The organism is Novosphingobium terrae, assembly GCF_017163935.1.
In the GTDB taxonomy this organism is placed as follows: Bacteria; Pseudomonadota; Alphaproteobacteria; order Sphingomonadales; family Sphingomonadaceae; genus Novosphingobium; species Novosphingobium terrae.
This window is the reverse complement of sequence record NZ_JABVZR010000001.1, coordinates 313,329-336,304: the sequence shown is the minus strand read 5'-3', so window position 1 is coordinate 336,304 and position 22,976 is coordinate 313,329. Positions and strand designations below refer to the sequence as shown.

The 22,976-nt window shown below is 65.3% G+C and carries 17 protein-coding genes; 10 read left to right on the top strand and 7 right to left on the bottom strand.

Annotated features, from left to right (window positions below):
* The first annotated feature begins 75 nt into the window (after window positions 1-75).
* The 4 genes from HGK27_RS01570 (at window position 76) to HGK27_RS01555 (ending at window position 9,267) form a co-directional block, all read left to right on the top strand.
* Entirely contained in the window at window positions 76-3,270 is a 3,195-nt protein-coding gene (locus tag HGK27_RS01570; protein ID WP_206238187.1) for an efflux RND transporter permease subunit, read from the top strand.
* Window positions 3,270-6,503, top strand: a complete 3,234-nt coding sequence (locus HGK27_RS01565; RefSeq protein WP_206238185.1) for an efflux RND transporter permease subunit — start codon at window positions 3,270-3,272, stop codon at window positions 6,501-6,503. The genes HGK27_RS01570 and HGK27_RS01565 overlap by 1 nt, the downstream gene beginning before the upstream one ends.
* Window positions 6,504-6,516: 13 nt before the next feature.
* Window positions 6,517-7,932, top strand: a complete 1,416-nt coding sequence (locus HGK27_RS01560) for an efflux transporter outer membrane subunit (protein ID WP_206238183.1) — start codon at window positions 6,517-6,519, stop codon at window positions 7,930-7,932.
* A 345-nt stretch (window positions 7,933-8,277) separates the two neighbouring features.
* Window positions 8,278-9,267, top strand: coding sequence for a hypothetical protein (locus tag HGK27_RS01555; protein ID WP_206238181.1), 990 nt, complete (start codon window positions 8,278-8,280; stop codon window positions 9,265-9,267).
* A gap of 3 nt (window positions 9,268-9,270) precedes the next feature.
* Here HGK27_RS01555 and HGK27_RS01550 read toward each other — a convergent pair whose 3' ends face one another.
* Together HGK27_RS01550 and apaG are read right to left on the bottom strand one after the other, a co-directional pair.
* Window positions 9,271-10,059, bottom strand: coding sequence for a LysR family transcriptional regulator (locus tag HGK27_RS01550; protein WP_206238179.1), 789 nt, complete (start codon window positions 10,057-10,059; stop codon window positions 9,271-9,273).
* Window positions 10,060-10,106: 47 nt separating this feature from the next.
* Window positions 10,107-10,508, bottom strand: a complete 402-nt coding sequence (gene apaG, locus HGK27_RS01545) for a Co2+/Mg2+ efflux protein ApaG (RefSeq protein ID WP_068092023.1) — start codon at window positions 10,506-10,508, stop codon at window positions 10,107-10,109.
* Window positions 10,509-10,699: 191 nt separating this feature from the next.
* Between apaG and HGK27_RS01540 the strand changes: the two genes are divergently transcribed.
* A complete protein-coding gene (locus tag HGK27_RS01540; protein WP_206238177.1) occupies window positions 10,700-11,137 on the top strand; it encodes a DUF6628 family protein in 438 nt (145 codons plus the stop codon).
* Between the two features lie 262 nt (window positions 11,138-11,399).
* Here HGK27_RS01540 and HGK27_RS01535 read toward each other — a convergent pair whose 3' ends face one another.
* Entirely contained in the window at window positions 11,400-12,608 is a 1,209-nt protein-coding gene (locus HGK27_RS01535; protein WP_206238175.1) for a trans-sulfuration enzyme family protein, read from the bottom strand.
* 143 nt (window positions 12,609-12,751) lie between these two features.
* Here HGK27_RS01535 and HGK27_RS01530 point away from each other — a divergent pair, with 143 nt between their 5' ends.
* Window positions 12,752-14,068, top strand: a complete 1,317-nt coding sequence (locus HGK27_RS01530) for a phospholipid carrier-dependent glycosyltransferase (protein ID WP_206238173.1) — start codon at window positions 12,752-12,754, stop codon at window positions 14,066-14,068.
* Window positions 14,069-14,185: 117 nt separating this feature from the next.
* Here the strand turns inward: HGK27_RS01530 and HGK27_RS01525 are convergent, their stop codons facing one another.
* The 4 genes from HGK27_RS01525 to recO form a co-directional block, all read right to left on the bottom strand.
* Complete coding sequence (locus HGK27_RS01525) at window positions 14,186-14,452, bottom strand: hypothetical protein (RefSeq protein WP_206238167.1); 267 nt, start codon at window positions 14,450-14,452, stop codon at window positions 14,186-14,188.
* Window positions 14,453-14,596: 144 nt separating this feature from the next.
* A complete protein-coding gene (locus HGK27_RS01520; RefSeq protein ID WP_206238166.1) occupies window positions 14,597-15,769 on the bottom strand; it encodes a glycosyltransferase in 1,173 nt (390 codons plus the stop codon).
* Between the two features lie 92 nt (window positions 15,770-15,861).
* Window positions 15,862-16,920, bottom strand: coding sequence for a 3-isopropylmalate dehydrogenase (gene leuB / locus HGK27_RS01515; RefSeq protein ID WP_206238164.1), 1,059 nt, complete (start codon window positions 16,918-16,920; stop codon window positions 15,862-15,864).
* 17 nt (window positions 16,921-16,937) lie between these two features.
* Window positions 16,938-17,567, bottom strand: coding sequence for a DNA repair protein RecO (gene recO, locus HGK27_RS01510; protein ID WP_206238162.1), 630 nt, complete (start codon window positions 17,565-17,567; stop codon window positions 16,938-16,940).
* A gap of 321 nt (window positions 17,568-17,888) precedes the next feature.
* On the opposite strand from recO, the gene HGK27_RS01505 reads away from it, so the two are divergent.
* The 4 genes from HGK27_RS01505 (at window position 17,889) to HGK27_RS01490 (ending at window position 22,916) form a co-directional block, all read left to right on the top strand.
* The gene (locus HGK27_RS01505) at window positions 17,889-19,262 is read left to right on the top strand and encodes an MATE family efflux transporter (RefSeq protein ID WP_206238161.1); all 1,374 of its coding nucleotides are present in this window, start codon (window positions 17,889-17,891) and stop codon (window positions 19,260-19,262) included.
* A 149-nt stretch (window positions 19,263-19,411) separates the two neighbouring features.
* The gene (gene groES / locus HGK27_RS01500) at window positions 19,412-19,699 is read left to right on the top strand and encodes a co-chaperone GroES (protein ID WP_068093994.1); all 288 of its coding nucleotides are present in this window, start codon (window positions 19,412-19,414) and stop codon (window positions 19,697-19,699) included.
* Window positions 19,700-19,750: 51 nt separating this feature from the next.
* Entirely contained in the window at window positions 19,751-21,388 is a 1,638-nt protein-coding gene (gene groL, locus HGK27_RS01495; protein ID WP_206238159.1) for a chaperonin GroEL, read from the top strand.
* A 451-nt stretch (window positions 21,389-21,839) separates the two neighbouring features.
* Window positions 21,840-22,916, top strand: a complete 1,077-nt coding sequence (locus HGK27_RS01490; protein ID WP_206238157.1) for a serine hydrolase — start codon at window positions 21,840-21,842, stop codon at window positions 22,914-22,916.
* The last annotated feature ends 60 nt before the right edge of the window (window positions 22,917-22,976 follow it).

Sequence of the window (22,976 nt, the reverse complement as noted above, 5' to 3'; positions counted from 1 at the left end):
TGCCGGGCCTGACCGCCCTGCCTCTCTGCCTCACGCTTTACCGCGCCCTCTGGACCCGTCCTGACCGGAGCCATCATGTCGACCGCATCTGAACCCACCTCGCCCGATGGCCCCAACCTTCCGCCTGTCGCGGAAGTCGTGGAGGGCGGCGGTCCTTCGCGCCCCTTCATCCTGCGCCCGGTGGCCACCACGCTGCTGATGGTGGCACTGATGCTGGCCGGGCTGATCGCCTGGAAGCAGCTGCCGCTTTCGGCGCTGCCTCAGGTCGATTATCCCACGATTCAGGTGCGCACGCTCTATCCCGGCGCCAGCCCGGATGTGATGGCGCTGACCGTCACCAGCCCGCTGGAGCGCCAGTTCGGCCAGATGCCGGGCCTGACGCGCATGACGTCGAACTCCTCGGCGGGGGCCAGCGTGGTGACGCTGCAGTTCGGCCTCGATCTCAATCTGGATGTGGCCGAGCAGGAAGTTCAGGCGGCGATCAATGCGGCCAACTCGCTGCTGCCCAGCGATCTGCCCGCCCCGCCGGTCTATGCCAAGGTCAACCCCGCCGACGCGCCGGTGATCTCGCTCGGCGTCACCTCCAAGACCCGTCCGCTGGGCGAGGTCGAGGGCATTGTCGAGCGGCAGTTCTCGAACAAGATCGCGCAGGAAAGCGGCGTGGGTCTGGTGAGCATTTCCGGCGGCCAGCGGCCCGCCGTGCGCATCACCGCCAATGTCACGGCGCTGGGCGCGCATGGCATCAGCCTTGAGACTTTGCGCACCGCGATCAGCAACGCCAATGCCAATCAGGCCAAGGGCACCTTCGATGGCCCCACCAAGAGCTGGACCATCGACGCCAATGACCAGCTGGCCAGCGCCGACGACTACGCCAAGCTGGTGGTTGCCTGGACCACGTCTGGCGCGCCGGTGGTGCTGTCCGATGTGGCCAAGGTGGAAAGCAGCACCGAGAACGTGCGCACCGCCAGCTGGATGAACCGCACCCCCGCCGTCATCATCGACGTGCAGCGCCAGCCCGGCGCCAATGTCATCCAGACGGTGGACAGCATCAAGGCCGACCTGCCCGGTCTGGAAAAGCAGCTCCCCGCCGATGTGAAGGTCACCCTGCTGACCGACCGCACCAGCGGCATCCGCGCCAGCGTGGAGGATGTGCAGTTCGAACTGGTGCTGGCCGTGCTGCTGGTGGTGCTGGTGATCTTCATGTTCCTGGGCTCGGCGCGCGCCACACTGATCGCGGGGCTTTCAGTGCCGCTGTCGCTGGTGGGCGCCTTTGCCGCCATGTGGGCGCTGGGCTATTCGATCAACAACCTCACGCTGATGGCGCTGACCATTGCCTCGGGCTTCGTGGTCGATGACGCCATCGTGGTGATCGAGAACATCGCCCGTCATATCGAGCATGGCATGAAGCCCTTCAACGCCGCGCTGAAGGGCGCCAGCGAGATCGGCTTCACCATCATCAGCCTGACCGTCTCGCTGATCGCCGTGCTGATCCCGCTGCTGTTCATGGGCGATGTGGTGGGGCGTCTGTTCCGCGAATTCGCCGTCAGCCTGGCCGTTACCATCGCCCTTTCGGCCATGGTCGCGCTCACGCTGGTGCCGATGCTGGCCGCGCGCTGGCTGCGGCCCGAGCATGAGGAGCGCCGCTTCGCCTTCGTCGACAAGAGCATGCACGCCTTCGACCGTCTGGCCCATCGCTATGCCAGCGCGCTGGACTGGGTGATGGAGCGCCCGAAGCAGACGCTGCTGGTCTTCGCCGGATCGCTGGCCGTCACCGCCCTGCTCTTCGTGGTGATCCCCAAGAACCTCTTCCCCACGCAGGACACCGGGCAGCTTTCCGCCACGATCATCGCGGCGAATGACACCGGCTTTGCCCGCATGAGCCGCCTGCAGAATGAGGTGGCCGATGCGCTGCTGAAAGACCCCTCGGTGGAAAGCCTCAGCTCCTCGGTGGGTGTGGACGGCATCAATCCGATGCTGAGCCAGGGCCGCATGCTGATCAACCTGAAGGATCTCTCGCAGCGCCCCGGCCTCGCCAAGGTGATCGCCAATCTGCAGGACCGCGCGGGGCAGATCCCCGGCGTGAAGATCTATCTGCAGCCGGTGCAGGATCTGACCATCGACACCGAGACCGGCCTGACGCCCTATCGCTTCGCGCTGAAGGGCGCGGACCAGAATGCCGTCAATGAATGGGGCAACAAGCTGGCCGGCGCGCTTCAGAACGAGCCCGCCCTGCGCGATGTGAATGCGCAGGTGCTGGCGCGTGGCCGCTCGGTGGTGGTGGACATCAACCGCGATGCCGCCGCCCGCCTTGGCGTCACCGCGCTGACGGTGGACAATGCGCTGTACGATGCCTTCGGCCAGCGCATCATCTCGACCATCTACACCCAGTCGAGCCAGAACCGCGTGATCCTGCAGGGCACGCCGCAGATGATCGCCGATCCGGCAGGCCTTGAGCAGCTCTACATCCCGCTCTCGGGCGGGACGCAGGTGCCGCTGGGCACCGTGGCCAGCGTGCATGAGAGCGAGGCCCCGCTGGTGCTGGCGCGCGAAAGCCAGTTCCCGCAGGCCACCATCGGCTTTGACATCGCGCCGGGCGTCTCGCTGGGCCATGCCGTCGCCGCGATCCAGCGGGTGGAGAAGAACATCGGCCTGCCCGCCTCGGTCACCACCGATTTCTCGGGCTCGGCCTCGGCCTTCCAGTCGGCGCTGTCGAATGAGGGCGTGCTGGTCGCCGCCGCCATCGTGGTGGTCTACATCGTGCTGGGCGTGCTGTATGAAAGCTTCATCCATCCCGTCACCATCCTTTCCACCCTGCCCTCGGCGGGCATTGGCGCGCTGATCGCGCTGTTGCTCTCGGGCTATGGGCTGGGCGTGATCGGCATCATCGGCATCGTGCTGCTGATCGGCATCGTGAAGAAGAACGCGATCATGATGATCGACTTCGCGGTTGCCGCCATGGAGGAGGAAGGCCTCTCCGCTGACAAGGCGATCCGTCAGGCCGCGCATCTGCGCTTCCGCCCGATCATGATGACGACCTTCGCCGCGCTCTTTGCCGCCGTGCCGCTGATCTTCGGCACGGGCATGGGCTATGAGCTGCGCCAGCCGCTGGGCATGGCCATCGCGGGCGGCCTGATCCTGAGCCAGGTGCTGACGCTCTTCACCACGCCGGTGATCTTCCTGGGCTTCGAGCACTGGCGTGAGCGCCGCGCTGCGCGCAAGCCCGACACCGGGCCGGCGCATGAGCCCATGCCCGGATCGACAGGCCTCTGATGACGATCTCCAGCCCCTTTATCCGCCGTCCGGTCGGCACGCTGCTGCTCACCATCGGCGTGGCGCTGGCGGGCATCGCGGCCTTCTTCCATCTGCCGGTGGCCCCGCTGCCGCAGGTGGACATCCCCACCATCCAGGTGCAGGCCAGCCTGCCCGGCGCCAGCCCCGCCACCATGGCCAGCACCGTGGCCAGCCCGCTGGAGCGCCATCTGGGCACGATCGCCGGGGTCACCGAAATGACCTCGCGCTCGTCGCTGGGCTCGGCCTCGGTGGTGCTGCAGTTCGACCTCAACCGCGACATCGACGGCGCCGCGCGTGACGTGCAGGCGGCGATCAATGCCTCGCGCGCCGATCTGCCCACCACGCTCAAGACCAACCCCACCTATCGCAAGATGAACCCGGCCGACGCGCCGATCATGATTCTGGCGCTGACCAGCAAGACCCGCGCCCCGCATGAGATCTATGATGCGGTCTCCAACATCGTGCAGCAGAAGCTGCTTCAGGTGCAGGGCGTGGGCAATGTCGAGTTGGGCGGCGGCGCCCTGCCCGCCGTGCGCATCGAGGTCGATCCCACGCTGCTGACGCAGGCGGGCATCAGCCTTGAGGATGTGCGCACCGCGCTGCAATCCTCCAGCGCCAACCGCCCGCGCGGCGTGATCGAGGGGCTGGACATCAAGGATGGCGGCAAGAGCTGGCAGATCTATGCCGGCCATGCCGCGGTCAAGGCCGTCGATTTCGCGCCGATGATCGTGGGCTGGCACAATGGCGCCCCCATCCGCCTGTCGGACATCGCCAGCGTGCAGGATGGCCCCGAAGACACCCGCACCATGGGGCTGTTCAACGGGCAGAAGTCGGTCTCGATCATCGTCACCCGCCAGCCGGGCGCCAACATCGTGGAAACCGTCGATGCGCTGAAAGCCCAGATCGGGCCGCTTCAGGAGCAGCTGCCCAGCGACATCAAGCTGTCCATGGCGATGGACCGCACCACCACCATCCGCGCATCCTTGCATGAGGTGGAAATCACCCTGCTGATCTCCACTTTGCTGGTGATCATCGTCGTCAGCCTGTTCCTGCAGAGCTGGCGCGCCACGGTGATCCCGGCCAGCGCGGTGATCGTCTCGCTGCTGGGCACGCTGGGGGTGATGTATCTCTCGGGCTTCCTGCTCGACAATCTCAGCCTCATGGCGCTGACCGTGGCCACCGGCTTCGTGGTCGACGATGCCATCGTGGTCGTCGAAAACATCGCCCGCCATGTGGAAGACGGCATGAAGCCCTTCGAGGCAGCGCTGAAAGGCGCGCGCGAGGTGGGCTTTACCGTGCTGTCGATCTCGGTCAGCCTTGTCGCGGTCTTTGTGCCACTGATCTTCATGCAGGGGCTGGTGGGCCGCCTGTTCCGCGAATTTGCTCTCACCATGACGGCGGCGGTGGGCATCAGCCTCATCGCCTCGCTGACGGTGACGCCGATGCTCGCCTCGCGCCTGCTGGTGCAGCACCATCCCGAGGAGGGCAATCCGGAGGACAATGCCGCCTTCCGCGCCACCCGCCGCTTCTTCGACTGGCTTCAGGCCCGCTATGGCAAGGGGCTGGACTGGGCGCTGCATCACAGGGGCCCGGTGCTGCTCAGCCTGCTGGGCGCGGTGATCCTCAACGGCTTCCTGATCGGCGTGGCGCCCAAGGGCTTCTTCCCCAATCAGGACACCGGCGCGCTCAACGGCGGCATCCGTGCCGACCAGTCGATCAGCTTCACCGCCATGAAGGACAAGCTGACCCAGATCGTGAAGATCGTGCGCAGCGATCCGGCCATCGATACGGTGGTGGCCTTCAGCGGCGGCAGCCGCGCGGGCGGCGGCTTTCTTTTCGCCACGCTGAAACCGCGTGGCGAGCGCCCCCCTGCCGATGAGGTGATTCAGCGCATCCGCCCCAAGCTGGCGCGTGTGCGCGGTGTCAGCCTGTTCCTCAATCCGGTGCAGGATCTGGGCGCGGGCGGGCGGCAGACCACCGGCACCTACCAATATGTGCTGCATGCCGACAATCCGCAGCTGCTGGCCGAAGCGGGTGACAAGCTGGTCAATGCGCTGAAAAAACAGACCGCCACGCTGACCGATGTCGACATCGACCAGCAGGATGGCGGCGCCAGCGCCTATGTCACGGTGGACCGCTATGCCGCCGCGCGTCTGGGCGTGCCGATGAACACCATCGACAATGTGCTCTATGACGCTTTCGGCCAGCGCCAGGTCGCCTCGATCTATCAGGGTCTGAACCAGTATCACGTGGTGATGGAGGCCAGCCCCAACTTCAACGGCAACCCCGAGGCGCTGAAATACATCTACCTGCCGGGCGGCGCGAGCCTCTCCACCAACATCATCAGCACCAACACCTCGCTGGGGGCCAATGCGGCGGTGGGTTCGGCGATCAGCACCACGCCCACCACCATGCTGCCGCTGTCCTCGGTGGCGCGCATCAGTTCGACCAGCACCAATGCCTCGGTCAGCCATACCGATGGCGAGCCTTCGGCCACGGTCAGCTTCAACCTGCCGCCCGGCATCAGCCTGGGCCAGGCCGCGCAGACCATCGCCGATGTGCAGGCCGGGCTGCATCTGCCCGCCACCGTGCATGGCGATTTCGGCGGCACGGCCAAGATCTTCCAGCAGTCCACGGCCTCCACCCCGCTGCTGATCGTGGCGGCGATCTTCACGATCTATGTCGTGCTGGGCATTCTGTATGAAAGCGCGATCCATCCGCTGACGGTGCTCTCCACCCTGCCCTCGGCGGGTGTGGGCGCGGTGATCTCGCTGATCGTGGCGGGGCAGCAGTTCGATCTCATCGCGCTGATCGGCGTGATCCTGCTGATCGGCATCGTGAAGAAGAACGCGATCCTGATCATCGACTTCGCACTGGATGCCGAACGTTCGCGCGGGCTCACCCCCTTCGACGCCATCCGCGAAGCCTGCCTGCTGCGCTTCCGCCCGATCATGATGACGACGCTGGCCGCAGCGCTGGGCGCCGTACCGCTGGCCATCGGCTTTGGCGACGGCGCCGAGCTGCGCCGCCCGCTGGGCATCGCCATCGTGGGCGGACTGATCGCCAGCCAGCTGCTCACCCTGTTCACCACGCCGGTCGTCTATCTTGCGCTCGATCGCTGGCGCCGCCGCAGCCCCTATGAGGCGCTGCTGTCACGCCATGGCGAAAACAGCGCGCCGCATGATACCACTCCGATTGCCGATCCTGCCTGAAAGCCCTGATGCCATGAAGCATGCGTCTCTCATCCTCGCCTCCATCAGCCTTTTGAGCGTGACCGGCTGCTCGATGGCGCCGACCTATCATGTACCCACCACCCCTGCGGCCCAGACCTTCAAGGCCGAGCCGGGCTGGCAGGTGGCCGTGCCCGCCGACGATGTCGCCAAGGGCCAGTGGTGGAAGCTGTTCCACGATCCCCAGCTCGATGCGCTGGTGGAGAAGGTGGCGATCACCAACCAGAATGTGGTCTATTACCGCGCGGCCTGGGAACAGGCGCGGGCGCTGGTGCAGCAGGATCGCGCCTCGCTGTTCCCCACCATCAGCAGCAGCGCCAGCACCACGCGCAGCGGCTCTTTCGCGGGCGGCACCGGCGGCAATGTGACCAGCGGCGCCACCACCAGCGCGCGCGTGTCCTCCAGCTACAGCGCCGCCGTCTCGGGCACATGGACGCCCGATCTGTGGGGCCAGCTGGGCAACACGCTCAAGCAGGCCAAGGCGCAGGCGCAGGCCAGCGAGGCCAATCTGGCCAATGCCACCCTGTCCGCTCAGGGCGATCTGGCCACCGATTACATGAGCCTGCGCGGTCTGGATGCGCAGATCGCGATGCTCGATGACACGATCAAGGCCTATCAGCGCGCGCTGACGATCACCAAGAACAAATATGCCTCAGGCACGGTCAGCAATGCCGATGTCTATACGGCGCAGACCACGCTGAACAATGCGCAGGCCAGCCGCCGCGATCTGGACCGCCAGCGCGCCACCTATGAGAACGCCATCGCCGTGCTGATCGGCGAGAATCCCTCCAGCTTCAAGATCGCCCCCGTGGCTTGGGCGCCGACCGTGCCCGAAGTGCCCTCGGCCCTGCCCGGCGACATTCTGCAGCGCCTGCCCACCATCGCCTCGGCCGAGCGCGCGGTGGCTGCCGCCAACGCCAACATCGGCATCCAGAAGGCCGCCTTCTTCCCCACCATCACCCTGACGGGTCAGGCGCAGACCAGCGGCACGGAATTGTCGAACCTGTTCACGGCGGCCTCTTCGCTGTGGTCCACCGGCGCTTCGGCGGCGCTGACCCTGCTCGATTTCGGGGCGCGCGCGGCCAAGGTGAAGGGCGCCCGTGCCGCCTATGACGAAACCGTCGCCACCTATCGTCAGGCCGTACTGACCGCCTTCCAGGGCGTGGAGAACGATCTGGCGGCCAAGACCTCCTATGCCGAGCAGCAGGGGCAGTATGACGCCGCCGCCGATGCCGCCGGCAAGGCCGAGGTGATCACCCGCAACGAATATCTGGCCGGGACGGTGGATTACACCACGGTGACGAGCGCTCAGGCCACGGCCTACAGCGCGCGCGTCAACCAGATCCAGAACACGGTGAACCGCCAGACCACGGCCATCGCCCTGATTCAGGCGGTGGGCGGCCACTGGTAAGCAAGGCAGGATTGAACGAGGAAAGCGGATATTTTCACCACAACGGTGCAAATTCCGCTTTCCCGAAAGGCCCGGCGGGGCGCAATCCTCTGCAACTCTCTCCGATCCCGAATGGATGCCGCTTCGCAAGGCGGGGTAGGCTGTGCCATTTTCCCTGACAGACGCATCGCATCCTTGATCCGCCGATCGGCATGAGGGCCGATCTTCCGGATTTCACAGCGCTCTTTTTGCAAACGATATTTATCGCCGGACAATTTTAACTGCCCGACCTCCGGCGGCGCGATTGTTTGAAGCCTTATCACGCGCGTTTCAGCAGACAGGTTCCTTTCTGGGGAGATGAACCCGATGTCCAGCCGCAATCAGGGTACCAAGAACCGCCACGCCGCACGCAAACACCGCTCCGGGCGCAAACGCGGCGCCAAAGACGCCATGGCCCCGGCGCTGGCCCGCAATGGCCATGCCGCCCCCACACCCGCGCAATTCGGCGCCCGCGCGCCGCTGGTGGTCAGGTCCACCGCGCCGGACGTGCCTTCCCTGTCGCTGCGGGGCCGCTTTCTGGCGCCGGAGATGCGGCAAGTGCAACTGTCACGGACCAAGGCCGAGCCCGCCGCGGCGGCGCGCCCTGCCGATGATCAGGCCGCCGAAGCTGCCACCAAGCCTTTGGAAACGCCGAAGATCACCAGCGCCATCGTGCGCCCGATGTCGGCGCCAGACTCGGCCCCATGCATGGCCCATCTCTCGATCACCTTCAGGATAAGCAGGAACGGCCCGCCCTTGCTTGAGCGGGCCAGCGATGAGGTAACGGTGATCACCGCTACCTGCCCGCAAAGCAGCGATGCTTTCGCCTCGTCGGACATGGTGGAGGTGCTGCCGGACTCACCGCCGCCCACACAAGCCCCGGAACCGGCACCCATGGCGCAGGAGCGGGAAGAGCAGGCGCCGGCACCCGCCGAAACCTGTCTCCACGCCAACCCCGGCGACACGGCCTCCCCCGCCCTGCCGCTGCCCGGGGATGCCGAACCTCTGGCCCAGCCCCAGCCGATCATGCAAAGCCCGGACATCAGCCGCCCGCTGCCGCGTCACCGTGCCCCGGCCAAGCCCTCGGAAGGCCTGTGGGGCGCGATGGGGCAATGGCTGCGCAGCGCGGGGCAGATGCTGGCCTCGGGCTTTATGGTCAAGAAGACGCGGCCTCGCGCGCCCTCCCCCGCCACCATGCGCGAGCAGGCCGAGCTGACTCAATTGCGCGCGGAAAACCGCCGCCTGCGCACCCAGCTCGGCGACATGATGCAGGCCCGAACGCCGAATGCGCGGATGATGGATAAGGTGCCCGGCTGAACCTCAGTTGCCGGTCAGATGCGCCACCAGCGCCTTGACCTTCTTCTGGCGCCACTGCGGCAGGGGCGCCACCAGCCAATAGGCGCGGCGTGATGGCTCCACCTCGCCGACTGCGGCGATGCGGCCCAGATCCTGCCAGCCCTGCGCCAGAATCTGCGGCACGCGCGCCCGGCCCATACCCGCCGCCGCCGCTGCCAGAGCCTGACCGGCATCGCCGACATGCAGCAGGGGCTCCACCCCCGGCTCACCGGCAGGATTGGGGTCGCCGGGCCATGCGATCCACTCGCCCTGCCCGACCGAGACCACCTTGGCCTCGCCCAGCAGAGCGCCTTCCAGGTCGCCCGGGCCTTCAGCAAGGCGAACCGCCAGATCGAGATTGGCCTCGGTGAAATCGGTCGAATCGCCGTCGACCAGCATCACCCGCACCTCGGGATTGGCGGCGCGGAAGGCGGCCAGACGCGGCGCCAGCCATGCGGCGAAGAAATCGCGCGGCGCGGCAATCGTGTAGACATGGGCCGATTGCCCCGCCTGCATCGCCTGCACCGCATCCTCGAACTGCAGGAAACCGGCGCGCAGCGGCTCAAGGCCCGCCTGCGCCTCATCGGTCAGCTCCAGACCCTTGGCGGTGCGGCGGAACAGCACCACGCCCAGCAGATCCTCCAGCGCGCGAATCTGCTGGCCGACCGCCGCCGGGGTCACCGCCAGCTCGTCCGCCGCGCGGGTGAAGGAAAGATGGCGCGCAGCCGCATCGAACACGCGCAGGGCATTAAGGGGCAAGTGGGTCCGCTTCATGGCCTGTGGTTGAACCGACAGGCCACGCGCGTCAAGCAACTGTGGCTTTACCCCGCAGTAGCCGGAGCCGCGAGGGGGAAGTGCGGGATGGCCACGCGCAGCTCTTCCTCGTCTTCCTGACGGCGGAAGGTGTAATGCCCTTCCATGCTGCCATTGGGCGTGGCCAGCGGGCAGCCCGAAACATAGTCATGGCTTTGCCCCGGCGACAGCACCGGGGTTTCGCCCACAACGCCCTCACCATCGACAAAGCTGACCGCGCCGCGCCCATCGGTGATCCGCCAGTGGCGCGTCAGCAGCTGCAGCGTGGAATCCGAGTCGTTCTCGATCCGGATGTGATAGACCCAGAACCACTTCCCAGCCTCAATACGCGACTGTTCCGGCAGGAAATTCACCGCGACTCGCACGGTGACCCCATCGGTCGTCGCAGCATGCTGGAATAGTTCTTTCATACTGGTTTGTTAGCCTGACTTGCCCCGGCAAACAACTGCCTTGGCAAGGATCTTGTCCACCGGTTCACCATGGCTTGCGACGAGCCGAGTGCCCAAAGGCATGGCCCGATGCGAAAGAGTTATTGCGATTCATTCTTAATAGCTTTAGCTTGAGTCCCCTGACGGCCATTCGCCAGTGGAGCCAAGCAGCCATGGACATCAACGAACCCAACGGCATGACGCATATCCTGCCCCATCCCGCCCCCAGCGACCAGACCACCCGCATGCTGCTGATCGCGGCCCGGCGCATGGCTGTCCACGGCCTCTACGATGCCTCCGCCGCCATGCTGATGGTGCAGGCCTTCGGCATCCACTTCCGCAAGCCTCTGGTGCTGCTGCGCGCGTTTCTGATGGAAACATCCTCGGCGGCGACGGGCGATATCCGCATCGCCCCCTGCTGTCTGCCGCGCATGACGTTGCAGGAAGGGTCGATGATGGCGGCCATCGCACATGCGGCCTCGCGCCCGGATGTGGCGGCGAGCCATCTCACGCATCTGACCGGGCAGGATGTGCCTTGCGGGTTGGTGACGACGGCTCAGGCTCTATCGATTTCGCTGGCGGAGTGTGGAAGGCCAGTGGTTCTGGATTGAAGAAGGTTTGAAGGAAGATGCGAGGGGGTTACCCCCTCGCGCTCCCATAACGTCTCCCGACATGTAGGTTGGTGGCATCGCAGCGGTGCGCAACCTTTCCACGGGCACAGAAAAGGCGCCGCAGGCAGGAATGCCCGGGCGCCTTGTCATCATTTAAAGCCTGCGGCGCAGCGACCTTAGCCCTATGGCCAAACCCGAAGCGCTTTGGCTGACAATGAATGGGAGCGCGAGGGTGTAACACCCTCGCATCTATCCTTCCTTCTTAAATCCCGACCGACTCCAAAGCCTGACCCAGATCCTCGATCAGATCCTGCACATCTTCCAGCCCGACGCTGATGCGCAGCAGCCCTTCGCTCACGCCCATGGCTGCGCGGATTTCCGGCGAAATGCTGGAATGCGTCGTCGAAGCCGGGTGAGTCATCAGGCTCTTTGCGTCCCCGATGTTGTTCGAGATATCGATCAGCTGCAGCGCGTTCAGCACCGCCATCGCCCGCTCACGCCCGCCGTCGATTTCGAAGGAGAACACCGAACCGGCCAGCTTCATCTGCTTCTTCACCAGCTCATGCTGGGGATGGCTGGGCAGGCCGGGGTGGAGGATGCGAGGCACGCGCGATTCCAGCGCCTTGGCCACGGTCAACGCCGACTGGGCCTGGGCATTGGCGCGCAGGTCCAGCGTTTCCAGCCCCTTCAGCACCACCCATGCGTTGAAGGGCGCCAGAATGGGCCCGGTGTTGCGCTGATAGGGCAGCAGATATTTGTTGATCCACTCGTGGCTGGCGCAGACGGCGCCGGCCAGCACGCGGCCCTGCCCGTCCATCAGCTTGGTGGCCGAGTAGGCGACCACATCGGCGCCAAAGTCCATCGGGCGCTGCAGGGCGCTGGAGGCGAAGGCATTGTCCACCGCCACCTCGATGCCATGCTCATGCGCAAGGTCGCTGACGGCGCGGATATCGATGATATCCATCGTCGGGTTGGCGGGCGTTTCGAAGAAGAACAGCTTCGTGTTGGGGCGGATGGCGTCCTTCCACGCATCGAGATCGCGACCATCGACCAGCGTGGTCTCGATGCCGAAGCGGGGCAGCAGGTTCTGCGTGATCCACAGGGTGGGGCCAAACGCCGCGCGGGCCATCACGAGGTGGTCGCCCATCGACAGGCGCGAGAGCAGCACGCTGCTCATGGCGGACATGCCGCTGGCCTGCACGCGGCAGGTTTCGCTGCCTTCCATCAGGGCGATGCGCTCTTCCAGCATCATCACCGTGGGGTTCTGGGTGCGGGCATAGGTCATGCCCGGTTCCTGCCCGGCAAAGCGCGCGGCGGGGGTTTCGGCATCCTCGTAGCAATAGCCCGAGTTGACGAAAATCGCCTCGCTGGTCTCGCCCATCTCGCTGCGCCAGGTGCCGCCGCGTACGGCGCGGGTGGCCTGACGCCAGGTGGAGGTCTGCGAGCGGTCCTGTCCAGTCTTGTGCTTCATGGTCCGCGCTTTAAGCCTGCGCGCGTGGCTCCGCAAGACCGGCGGAAGGTCGCGTAAAAGATCATAAGGTTACGTTCAGCCGGTGTGTCGGGGCGATGGGCCGGGTGGACAGCGGGGGGCGGCAACCATATGCCTAAGGGTGTATGAACCGACTGCCGATCCCTGCCCCGGTCATCACGCGCGATCCCTTGTGGTGGCAAGTGGGGCTGACGGGGCTGTTTGCCGTTCTGGTGTTCTGGCGTCTGGGCATTCCTTCCAAGCTCTATTTCGACGAGGTGCATTATGTGCCCGCCGCCAGAGCCATGCTGGAGGGGGTGCAGGCCAATCCGGAGCATCCGCTCTTCGCCAAGAGCCTGATTGCCTGGTCGATCGGCTGGTGGGGTGACACGCCTTTCGTCTGGCGCCTGCCGAGTGCCCTGATGGGCGTGCTGGGGCTGTTTGCCTTCGGGCGGATGATGTGGTGGGCCAGCGGCCAGCGCTTTGCCGCCATCGCGGGCATGGTGCTGCTGGGCAGCGATTTCGCATGGTTGATCCAGAGCCGCATTGCCATGCTAGATATGGTGATGGCGGGGATGGCGATGCTGGCGCTGTGGATGCTGGCCGCCGCCACCGCTTTGCCCCGCGCCGTGCCGCCCATTGCCCGGCGCTGGCGGCTGGGCGTGGCGGGGGTGGCGCTGGGCCTCTCGCTGGGCGCGAAATGGAGCGCCTTGCCGCTGGTGGCGCTGATCATCGGCGTGCTGATCGCCACGCGGCTGCTGGCCAGCGTGCGCAACTGGACCGGTGGCACGATGGTGGCGCCCACCCCCGGCGTGCCGACGAAGGAGCTGCTGGGCTGGCTGCTGGTCATGCCTCTTGTGGCCTATATCCTGACCTGGGTGCCGGGGATGCTGTGGCACAAGGACCCGGTGCCGGTCTTCGGCCTGATCGACTGGCATCTGGAGATGGCCCGCCTGCAATCGAGCGTGGTGAAGCATCACCCCTATCAATCGGTGTGGTGGCAATGGGTGATCGATCAGCGGGCGATCTGGTATCTCTATGAGCCGGTCGATGGCGCCCAGCGCGGGGTGATGCTGATCGGCAATCCCTTCACCATGCTGGCCGGGTTGCCGGCTCTGGGATGGTGCCTCTATGCCGGTATGGCGCGGCGCGATGCGGCGGGGCGAACGGCGCCGCTGATGGCGGTGGCGGCCTATATCGGCACGCTGTCGCTATGGCTGGTGGCGAACAAGCCGGTGCAATTCTATTACCACTATCTGCTGCCGGGCACCTTTCTGGTGGCGGCGCTGGCGCTGATGCTGGATGCTTTGTGGCGTTCGGGGCGTGACGGGCGCTGGGCGGCTTTGGGCGCTCTGGTGCTTGCGGTGGGCACCTGCCTCTATTTCTGGCCGCTCCTCACCGCAGCGCCGCTGAAGGATGCCATGAGCTTCCAGCACTGGATGTGGCTGGACAGCTGGAGATAAGGGCGGGCATCCTGCGGCAACAAAAACTCGGGCGCTGCACCGGCTCCGCATCGAGCTTGAAGCCCCGATCACGGAACCGGCACAGGCCCCCAGACAGACCCGCCTGTCACCTGCGCCTCAGCGGATGACGCCGCGGGTCTGATCCTGTCTCATATCCACGCGTGAGAACTTCTCGCCGCGCATGATGCGAACTTCATAGGCACGGAAACGGGCGCGGTCCTCACGATCCGGGTAAAGCACCCAGGGGCGGCTCGCGGCGATGGCGGAATCGCTGGCGATCGCCTCTGCGGGCAGCCTGTCCTTGCCTTTCATCCCGGCGGTGGCGGCACCGCCGACCAAACTGACAAGGACGGCAAGCGCCATGATGCTTCGGGTGCGACGCATCGGCATACCTCCTTGCTCAGGAGACTCCTCTGACAGACGAGCCATTCGCCTGTCAGAGGTCTTATGCCGGAATCTGCTTGAACGCAGGGTGAGGCCGGGTGTTAGGCCTCGTTCAGAATTGCTGACCGGTAGAAAACGGCAGGATCAGTTGCCGTACTTACCCCAGACGAACTTCGAACTCAGCGCGAAATTCCACACCGAAGCCAGCACGATGCCCACCAGAACGGCGATCACATCGTTGATATGCATGCGCTTCAGGGCCTCGGCGCTGCCGATGTTGGTCAGAATGCCGAAGGAACAGGCCAGGGCGAACTTGGCCCAGCCACGCAGCAGCGGGAACAGGCCGCGCAGGCGCTTGTCGGCATAGGTCAGCTCGTTGTTCAGCACGAAGTTGAACGTCATCGCCGTCAGCGCGGCAATGGTGTTGGCGATGGTGAAGCGGATTTCACCGCCCGACCAATGGCCATAGACGAACCTTTCATCCATCACCACGCGCAGCACGAACCACAGCATGGCGAACTGCACCGGCACGCCCAGCGCGCCCACCGTGCCGAACAGCGCAAAGCGGGTGGGGATGATGTGGCCCAGCCACTTGTCATAAAGGCCGACGAGGAATTCGAACACGACGGTGCGATCCAGTTTGCTTTCGCCCTCTGCGCGAGCTGCGAAGTTGAGGGGGAATTCCTTGACGCGCAAAGGTGCGTCAACAGTGGCAAGGATATCGAGCAGGATCTTGAAGCCCACGCCCGAAAGATTGTCGGCATCCGCGCGCAGGGTTTCGGCGCGCAGCATGAAATAGCCGCTCATCGGGTCGGAGAGGTCCACGCCGGTCACCTTGCGGGCGATGGCATTGGCAAAGCCCGAGGCCTTCACGCGGTCCGGACGGCCCCATGCCTCGGTGCTGGCGCCCTCGGCGAAGCGGCTGGCATAGGCCACGTCATAGTCGCCGCTTTCAATGGCGGCCAGCATGCCGGGCAGCAGATTGGGATCGTGCTGATGATCGGCATCCATCACCGCCACCACAGGCGCGGCGGTGGAGCACATGCCCTCGATCGCGGCGCTGGCAAGGCCACGGCGGCCGATGCGCTGGATCACGCGGATGCGCGGATCTTCCTGATTGATGGCGCGTGCCTCATCGGCGGTGCCGTCGGGGCTGTTGTCATCGACGAAGATGGCTTCCCAGCCGATGCCCACCAGCGCGGCATCAAGGCGTGCCACCAGCTTGCGCAGGTTCTTGCGCTCGTTCAGCGTGGGCAGAACGATGGCCAGCTGCAAGCGCTGCGCGGAAGCGGACGGGGAAAGATCGGTTTGGGTCATATATTGAGATTGGCCTGTGCCTGATCGAGGGGCGGGACGTCAACTGCCGCCTTGGAAACGTCCCGCTCTCGTGCAGTGTATGCTGTTAAAGGTTAAAGGCGCGCCAGAACGGCGTCGCCGATGTCCGAAGTCGACGCCGTGCCGCCCAGATCGCCGCCGCGGATGCCATCGGCCAGCGTCCTGGCCACGGCGGCCTCGACGCGGTCGGCAGCCTGCGCCAGCCCCAGCGAGTGGCGCAGCAGCATGGCGAGCGAGAGGATCGTCGCCATCGGATTGGCCTTGTTCTGGCCGGCGATGTCGGGCGCGCTGCCGTGGATCGGCTCATACATGCCCAGCGTGCCATACTGCGTCTGGCGCTCGCCCAGCGAGGCCGAAGCCAGCAGGCCGATCGAACCCACGCACATGCTGGCCTGATCCGACAGAATGTCGCCAAACAGATTGCCGGTGACCACCACATCGAACTGGCCGGGGCTGCGCACCAGCTGCATGGCGGCATTGTCGACATACATATGGGTCAGCTCGACATCGGGGTATTCGGCCGAAACCTCGATCACCACGTCGCGCCACAGCTGGCTGGTTTCCAGCACATTGGCCTTGTCCACGCTGCACAGCTTCTTCTTGCGGCCCTGCGCGGCGCGGAAAGCGGTGTGCGCGATGCGGCGCACCTCATCCTCGGCATAGGACATCATGTCCCAGCCCTGACGGCGGCCATCCTCAAGCTTGCGCGTGCCCTTGTCGCCGAAATAGACGTCGCCGTTCAGCTCGCGCACGATCAGCAGGTCGATCTCACGCGCGACTTCGGGGCGCAGCGCCGAAAAGCCCTCCATGCCCGCAAACAGCGTGGCCGGGCGCAGGTTGGCGAACAGCGTCAGCTCCTTGCGCAGGCCGAGAATGGCCTGCTCGGGACGCAGCGCGCGCTCCAGATGATCGCAGGAGAAATCGCCCACCGCGCCGAACAGAATACCGTCCGCGCGGCGCGCGATCTCCAGCGTGGTTTCAGGCAGCGGATGCCCCTGATTGCGATAGGCGACACCGCCCACATCGCCGAATTCCAGCTCGATCCCCGGCAGTTCGAGCGCCTCAAGCACGCGCAGCGCCTGCTGAGTCACTTCAGGACCGATGCCGTCACCGGCGAAAACCGCAATTTTCATAGAGGGATCGTCCCTTCCTAGCTGTCAATCTTGCCCAGCCGCTCGCGCAGCCTTTCGCGCGCTCCCATAACATCGTGGCGATGATCGGCAAGCACATAGCGCGCCAGAGCCTCGCCAATCCGGTCAAAACCCTGCATCACAGCGCCCCATTCCGCGCCGCCCAGCAGCAGGCGTTGCCCGTCCATACCGGCGCCGAAACGCGCGCCATAGCCCATCTCGCGCAGCATCAGCGCCTCATAGGCGATCAGCCCCGGCGCCCAACCTCTGGCGGACGGCGCCGAGCAGATGGCATCGAGCAGGGCCTCCAGCGCCTCATACAGCGCCGGGTAAGGCTGGCGTTCTGGCAGAGCACTGGCCGTCAGCACGCAGACCCAGCCAATGGCGGCGGCAGGCAGCGGCTCGGCCAGAAACGGCGCGCGGCTGTGGGTGAGTTCGATCCTGGCGCCGGGCATCTGCCCCTCGATCCGCGCGCGCAACTCGCAATCGAGCCCATTGCCCGGGATCAGCACCGGGCGCAGCGCCCTGCCCCTGCCGCCTGAGACATAGGCCGTGGTCAGGCCATGTCCGGGCGTCATCAGCCGCGCAATCACGCCAATCTCGCCATGAGGGCGTGCGGAACAGAGAATGGCAGGGGTGCGGAGGAGCATTTTCGCCGTTTAGGGAAGGAAGAAGGACAATGCGAGGGGGTTACCCCCTCGCGCTCCCAGAACGTCTCCCGGCGATAGGGTGTTGGCGCCGAAGCCGAGCGCCCAGCCTCTCCACCTGCACAAGATAAGGCGCCGCAGGCAGGCTATCCCTGGATCACAGGCTGCGCCACCAGATTCGAAGCCTGCGGCGCTGCGACCTTAGCTCCATCGCCGAACCCGAAGCGCGACGAAGACATTAAAGGGAGCGCGAGGGTTATGACCCTCGCATTTATTGTCTTCACGTCCTTTACCCCATTCCCCCTCCCGCCTATCGCCCCGACAATGACCACCGCCTCCCCTTTCCGGACAGAACTGCGCGAAACGCTGAAACTGGCCCTGCCCTTGGCGGCGGCCAACATGCTGCAAATGGCCGTCTATGCCATCGACGTGATCTTCGTCGCACGACTGGGGCAGAGCCAGCTGGCCACCTCGTCCTTGGCTGTCAGCCTGTTCGGCCTACTGGCCTGGAGCTTTTGCGGGCTGACGGGTGCGGTTGCCCCGATCATCGCTGCCGAGTTGGGCCGCAGGCGCCATGCGGTGCGCGAGGTCAGGCGCTCGGTGCGCATGGCCTTGTGGCTGTCTGTGGCCTGCGGACTGGTGGGCATGGCGCTGTGCATGGCGGGTACGCGCTTTTTCCAGCTCACGGGCGAGCCGCCGCATCTGGCGGAGCAGGCCGGGGCGTTCATGCGCATTCTCCAATGGGCGATGGTGCCGCTGGTGGCGGCCAATGTGCTGCGAACCTTCGTCTCCACGCTGGGCCGACCGGTGTTCGCCACGGCGATCACGGCACTCTCGATCGGGGTCAATGCCGCGGGCAATTACGCGCTGGTGTTCGGCCATTGGGGCGCGCCCGCGCTGGGGCTGAGCGGGTCAGGCATCGCCAGCGTGATTACCGCCTGCATCACGCTGCTGGCCTATGCGCTGGTGATCCTGAGCGACCGCCGCCTGCGCCGCTATCGCATCATGGGCCACTGGTGGCGGATTGAGAGCACGCGCCTGCTGGAGATCCTCAAGCTGGGCCTGCCGATCTTCTCCACCGTGCTGGCTGAGGCCGGACTGTTCGGCGGCGCGGCCTTTCTGATGGGCCGCATCGGCGAGCTGGAACTGGCCGCCCATGCCGTGGCGCTTCAGGTGGCGGCGTTCACCTTCCAGCTGCCGATGGGTCTGGGTCAGGCCGCGACGATCCGCGTGGGCTATCATTACGGCGCGCGTGATGTGGCGGCGATGGGCCGCGCGGGCTGGGCCGCCATTGCCGTCGGGCTGGGCATCGCCTGCATCAGTTCGAGCGCGATGCTGGGCATGCCTGTCACCATTCTGTCAGCCTATGTCGATACCACGGCGGTGGCCAATGCCGCGATGGTGGCGCTGGCGGTGCGGTATCTGTCTGTCGCGGCGGCGTTTCAGCTGGTCGATGCGGCGCAGGCGGTGGCTCAGGGGGCCTTGCGTGGTTTGCAGGACACGCGCTGGCCGATGACGATCGCGCTGCTGGGTTATTGGCTGCCGGGCTTCGGCACGGCGGTGGTGTTGGGGTTTTTTACACCTTTGCGCGGCATGGGTGTATGGATCGGGCTGGCCACCGGGCTGGCGGTGGTGGCCACGCTGCTGCTGATCCGCTGGAGTCGCAGGGAAACCTTGCGGCTCACAGTGGCACGCTAAAGCATTTGGCCCTGCCTTTGTTTCGGGCCGCCTAAAAATTGCGATGCCCTCCCTTGACGGCCCCGAACCAGCGACCCATATCCCGCTCATTGGCACTCTCTACCCGGGAGTGCTAAACACAAGTTCACTCACTTGAGAGAGGTATCTCAATGTCCTTCCGTCCCCTGCACGACCGCGTGCTGGTCCGTCGCGTTGAAGCCGAGGAAAAGACCGCCGGCGGCATCATCATCCCCGACAGCGCCAAGGAAAAGCCCGCCGAGGGTATCGTGGTTTCGGTCGGTTCGGGCGCCCGCGCCGAGAACGGCACCGTGACGCCGCTGGACGTCAAGGCTGGCGACCGCGTGCTGTTCGGCAAGTGGTCGGGCACCGAGATCAAGGTCGCGGGCGAAGACCTGCTGATCATGAAGGAAAGCGATATTCTGGGCGTGATCGGCTGAACCAGCCTCCCCTAGAATTTCCCAATCTCACGATATTCAAAGGATAAAGAAATGGCTGCCAAGGACGTCAAGTTCGGCCGCGACGCGCGCGAACGTATCCTCAAGGGCGTTGACACCCTTGCCGACGCTGTGAAGGTGACCCTGGGCCCCAAGGGCCGCAACGTGGTGATCGAAAAGAGCTTCGGCGCCCCCCGCATCACCAAGGACGGCGTTTCGGTCGCCAAGGAAATCGAACTGAAGGACAAGTTCGAGAACCTGGGCGCGCAGATGCTGCGCGAAGTCGCCAGCAAGTCGAACGACAAGGCCGGTGACGGCACCACCACCGCCACCGTGCTGGCTCAGGCCATCGTGCGCGAAGGCCTGAAGTCGGTCGCCGCCGGCATCAACCCCATGGACCTGAAGCGCGGCATCGATCTGGCTGCTGCTGCTGTCGTCAAGGATCTGGCCGAGCGTTCGAAGCCCGTGTCGGGTTCGGCTCAGGTCGCTCAGGTCGGCATCATCTCGGCCAATGGCGACGTGGAAGTCGGCGAGAAGATTGCCGAAGCCATGGAGAAGGTCGGCAAGGAAGGCGTCATCACCGTTGAAGAGGCCAAGGGTCTCGAATTCGAGCTGGACGTCGTCGAGGGCATGCAGTTCGACCGCGGCTACCTGTCGCCCTACTTCGTGACCAATCCCGACAAGATGACTGTCGAGCTGGAAAACCCCTACATCCTGATCCACGAGAAGAAGCTCTCGTCGCTTCAGTCGCTGCTTCCCATTCTGGAAGCCGTGGTGCAGTCGGGCCGTCCCCTGCTGATCATCGCCGAGGACATCGAGGGTGAGGCTCTGGCCACGCTGGTCGTCAACAAGCTGCGTGGCGGCCTGAAGATCGCCGCCGTCAAGGCTCCCGGTTTCGGCGACCGCCGCAAGGCCATGCTGGGCGACATCGCCACGCTGACCGCCGGCGAGATGATCTCGGAAGATCTGGGCATCAAGCTGGAAACCGTGACCCTGACCATGCTTGGCCAGGCCAAGAAGGTCACGATCGACAAGGACAACACCACCATCGTCGATGGCAACGGTGCTGCCGAGGACATCAAGGGCCGCGTCGAGCAGATCAAGGCTCAGATCGAAGTCACCACCAGCGACTACGACCGCGAGAAGCTGCAAGAGCGTCTGGCCAAGCTGGCTGGCGGCGTGGCCGTCATCAAGGTCGGCGGTTCGACCGAGGTCGAGGTCAAGGAGCGCAAGGATCGCGTTGACGATGCCCTGCACGCCACCCGCGCTGCCGTTGAAGAGGGCATCGTCCCCGGCGGCGGTACGGCTCTGCTGTACGCCACCAAGGCTCTCGAAGGCCTGAAGGGCGCCAACGAAGACCAGACCCGCGGCGTGGACATCGTCCGCAAGGCGATCTCGGCCCCGATCAAGCAGATCGCCGAGAACGCTGGCGTGGACGGCGTGCTGGTTGCCGGCAAGCTGCTGGATCAGGGCGACGAGACCCTCGGCTTCAACGCCGCGACCGACGTCTATGAGAACCTGCTGGCCGCTGGCGTGATCGACCCGACCAAGGTTGTGCGCACGGCTCTGCAGAACGCTGCCTCGGTGGCCGGCCTGCTGATCACGACCGAAGCCGGTATCGTCGAGAAGCCCGAAGACAAGCCCGCCATGCCCGCAATGCCGGGCGGCGGCATGGGTGGCATGGACTTCTAAGTCCACGCTTCTCACGTCTGAAGAACGAGACCCGGGGGGAGAAATCCCTTCGGGTTTTGTTTTGCCTGAGGGGCTGAAAAAAGAGGAAATGCGAGGGGGTTACCCCCTCGCGCTCCCATGACTTGTCAGCGTGGGTGCCTCGGTTCGGCCTTGCGCCACGTCGCAGCGCCGCAGGCAGCGAGATTTCATAAAACACTGTGCTAGGAACATTCCTGCCTGCGGCGCATTTCCCCGCGCAGGTGGATAGGCTGGGCATTCGGATCGGGTGCCATTGCCCCGGCGTCGGAAGACGTTTCGGGAGCGCGAGGGTGTAACACCCTCGCATTTTCCCTTAACTTCTATTTGGTTCCCCCCTTCATCGCACCCTTCGCGCGCCTTATCGCGTGACTCTATATCAACCCCGGCAGTTAGGTTAACCCGATTGCAGGGTCATTGTGGCATAAGCAGAATCATGCGCAGTCTTCGTTTCCGTCTGATGAGTGTGGCACTGCTGGCCGGAGCGCTTTTCGCGCCGCCCGCCGCTGCCGACGATCTTGAGCGCGCTTTTGACCGCGTTTTCCAAATCAAGCCCGCCCCGCCCGGCGGCCTGCCGCCCGGCACGGTGCTGCCCGGCGGTGTTCTGCCTGCCCCTGCTCCGGCAGCGCCCGGTGCGGTCGTGCCTTATGGCAATGGCTTTGAGGCACGGTTGGCCAGCGTGGCCAATGCTTCGCATGGGCGCATTGGCGTAGCGGCGGTCGATCTGTCGAACGGCAAGGGCATTTCGGTGATGGGCGATCAGCCCTTTCCCATGGCCAGCACGGTCAAGGTCGCCATTGTCGCGACCTTCCTTGATGGCGTGGATCAGGGCAAATTCCACCTGACCGACCGTTTTCCGATCATGATGCCGCTGCCTTCGCGCCCCGGCTCGGGTCCGGCGCCTCAGCGTGAGGGACCGATCTATTCGGCGACGCAGTTGATCGACATGACGATCATCCATTCCAACAATCATGCCACCGACGCGCTGCTGGCGGCGATTGGCGGCCCGCGGGCTGTGGATCGCTGGCTGCATAAGGCGGGCATCGGCGGCATGCGGATCGACCGCGACATCGCCACGCTGGTGCGCGATGACGGGCTGGTCAATCCGGCCACCACCATCGATCTGCGCGACAGCACCACGCCTCAGGCCATGGCGACGCTGCTGGCCGGGCTCTATCAGGGCCAGTGGCTCAGCTCGGGCAGCCGCGCCGTACTGCTTTCGGCGATGAGCCGCTGTGCCACGGGCTCGCATCGCATTCGCGGGCTGATCCCCAATGACGCCATTGTCGGCCACAAGACCGGCACGCTGAACAACACCGCCAGCGATGTGGGCATCATCCGCACCGCGGACGGGCGCAACATCGCGATTGCGATCTATGTGACGGGTCAGGGCAGCAAGCCGGGCCGCGATTCGCGCATCGCCTCCATCGCGCGCACCGTTTACGAGGGCTATCAGCCACAGCTGACCGCCATGCGTGACGGCGGCATGCACACGAGCAGCATCGCGCGGTAACCTTAACGATCTTTTTATGTCGCAAGGGCGCCGGTGGTTACCATCGGCGCCCTTTTTCGT

What these genes read in the sequence shown, in the direction of transcription:
- HGK27_RS01505 (WP_206238161.1), top strand. Translation starts at nt 17,889, where the DNA reads ATGACCACCGCCTCCCCTTTCCGGACAGAACTGCGCGAAACGCTGAAA.
- HGK27_RS01530 (WP_206238173.1), top strand. Translation starts at nt 12,752, where the DNA reads ATGAACCGACTGCCGATCCCTGCCCCGGTCATCACGCGCGATCCCTTG.
- leuB (WP_206238164.1), bottom strand. Translation starts at nt 16,920, where the DNA reads ATGAAAATTGCGGTTTTCGCCGGTGACGGCATCGGTCCTGAAGTGACT.
- groES (WP_068093994.1), top strand. Translation starts at nt 19,412, where the DNA reads ATGTCCTTCCGTCCCCTGCACGACCGCGTGCTGGTCCGTCGCGTTGAA.
- HGK27_RS01560 (WP_206238183.1), top strand. Translation starts at nt 6,517, where the DNA reads ATGAAGCATGCGTCTCTCATCCTCGCCTCCATCAGCCTTTTGAGCGTG.
- HGK27_RS01570 (WP_206238187.1), top strand. Translation starts at nt 76, where the DNA reads ATGTCGACCGCATCTGAACCCACCTCGCCCGATGGCCCCAACCTTCCG.
- HGK27_RS01520 (WP_206238166.1), bottom strand. Translation starts at nt 15,769, where the DNA reads ATGACCCAAACCGATCTTTCCCCGTCCGCTTCCGCGCAGCGCTTGCAG.
- HGK27_RS01565 (WP_206238185.1), top strand. Translation starts at nt 3,270, where the DNA reads ATGACGATCTCCAGCCCCTTTATCCGCCGTCCGGTCGGCACGCTGCTG.
- HGK27_RS01525 (WP_206238167.1), bottom strand. Translation starts at nt 14,452, where the DNA reads ATGCGTCGCACCCGAAGCATCATGGCGCTTGCCGTCCTTGTCAGTTTG.
- apaG (WP_068092023.1), bottom strand. Translation starts at nt 10,508, where the DNA reads ATGAAAGAACTATTCCAGCATGCTGCGACGACCGATGGGGTCACCGTG.
- HGK27_RS01550 (WP_206238179.1), bottom strand. Translation starts at nt 10,059, where the DNA reads ATGAAGCGGACCCACTTGCCCCTTAATGCCCTGCGCGTGTTCGATGCG.
- HGK27_RS01535 (WP_206238175.1), bottom strand. Translation starts at nt 12,608, where the DNA reads ATGAAGCACAAGACTGGACAGGACCGCTCGCAGACCTCCACCTGGCGT.
- HGK27_RS01490 (WP_206238157.1), top strand. Translation starts at nt 21,840, where the DNA reads ATGCGCAGTCTTCGTTTCCGTCTGATGAGTGTGGCACTGCTGGCCGGA.
- HGK27_RS01555 (WP_206238181.1), top strand. Translation starts at nt 8,278, where the DNA reads ATGTCCAGCCGCAATCAGGGTACCAAGAACCGCCACGCCGCACGCAAA.
- groL (WP_206238159.1), top strand. Translation starts at nt 19,751, where the DNA reads ATGGCTGCCAAGGACGTCAAGTTCGGCCGCGACGCGCGCGAACGTATC.
- recO (WP_206238162.1), bottom strand. Translation starts at nt 17,567, where the DNA reads ATGCTCCTCCGCACCCCTGCCATTCTCTGTTCCGCACGCCCTCATGGC.
- HGK27_RS01540 (WP_206238177.1), top strand. Translation starts at nt 10,700, where the DNA reads ATGGACATCAACGAACCCAACGGCATGACGCATATCCTGCCCCATCCC.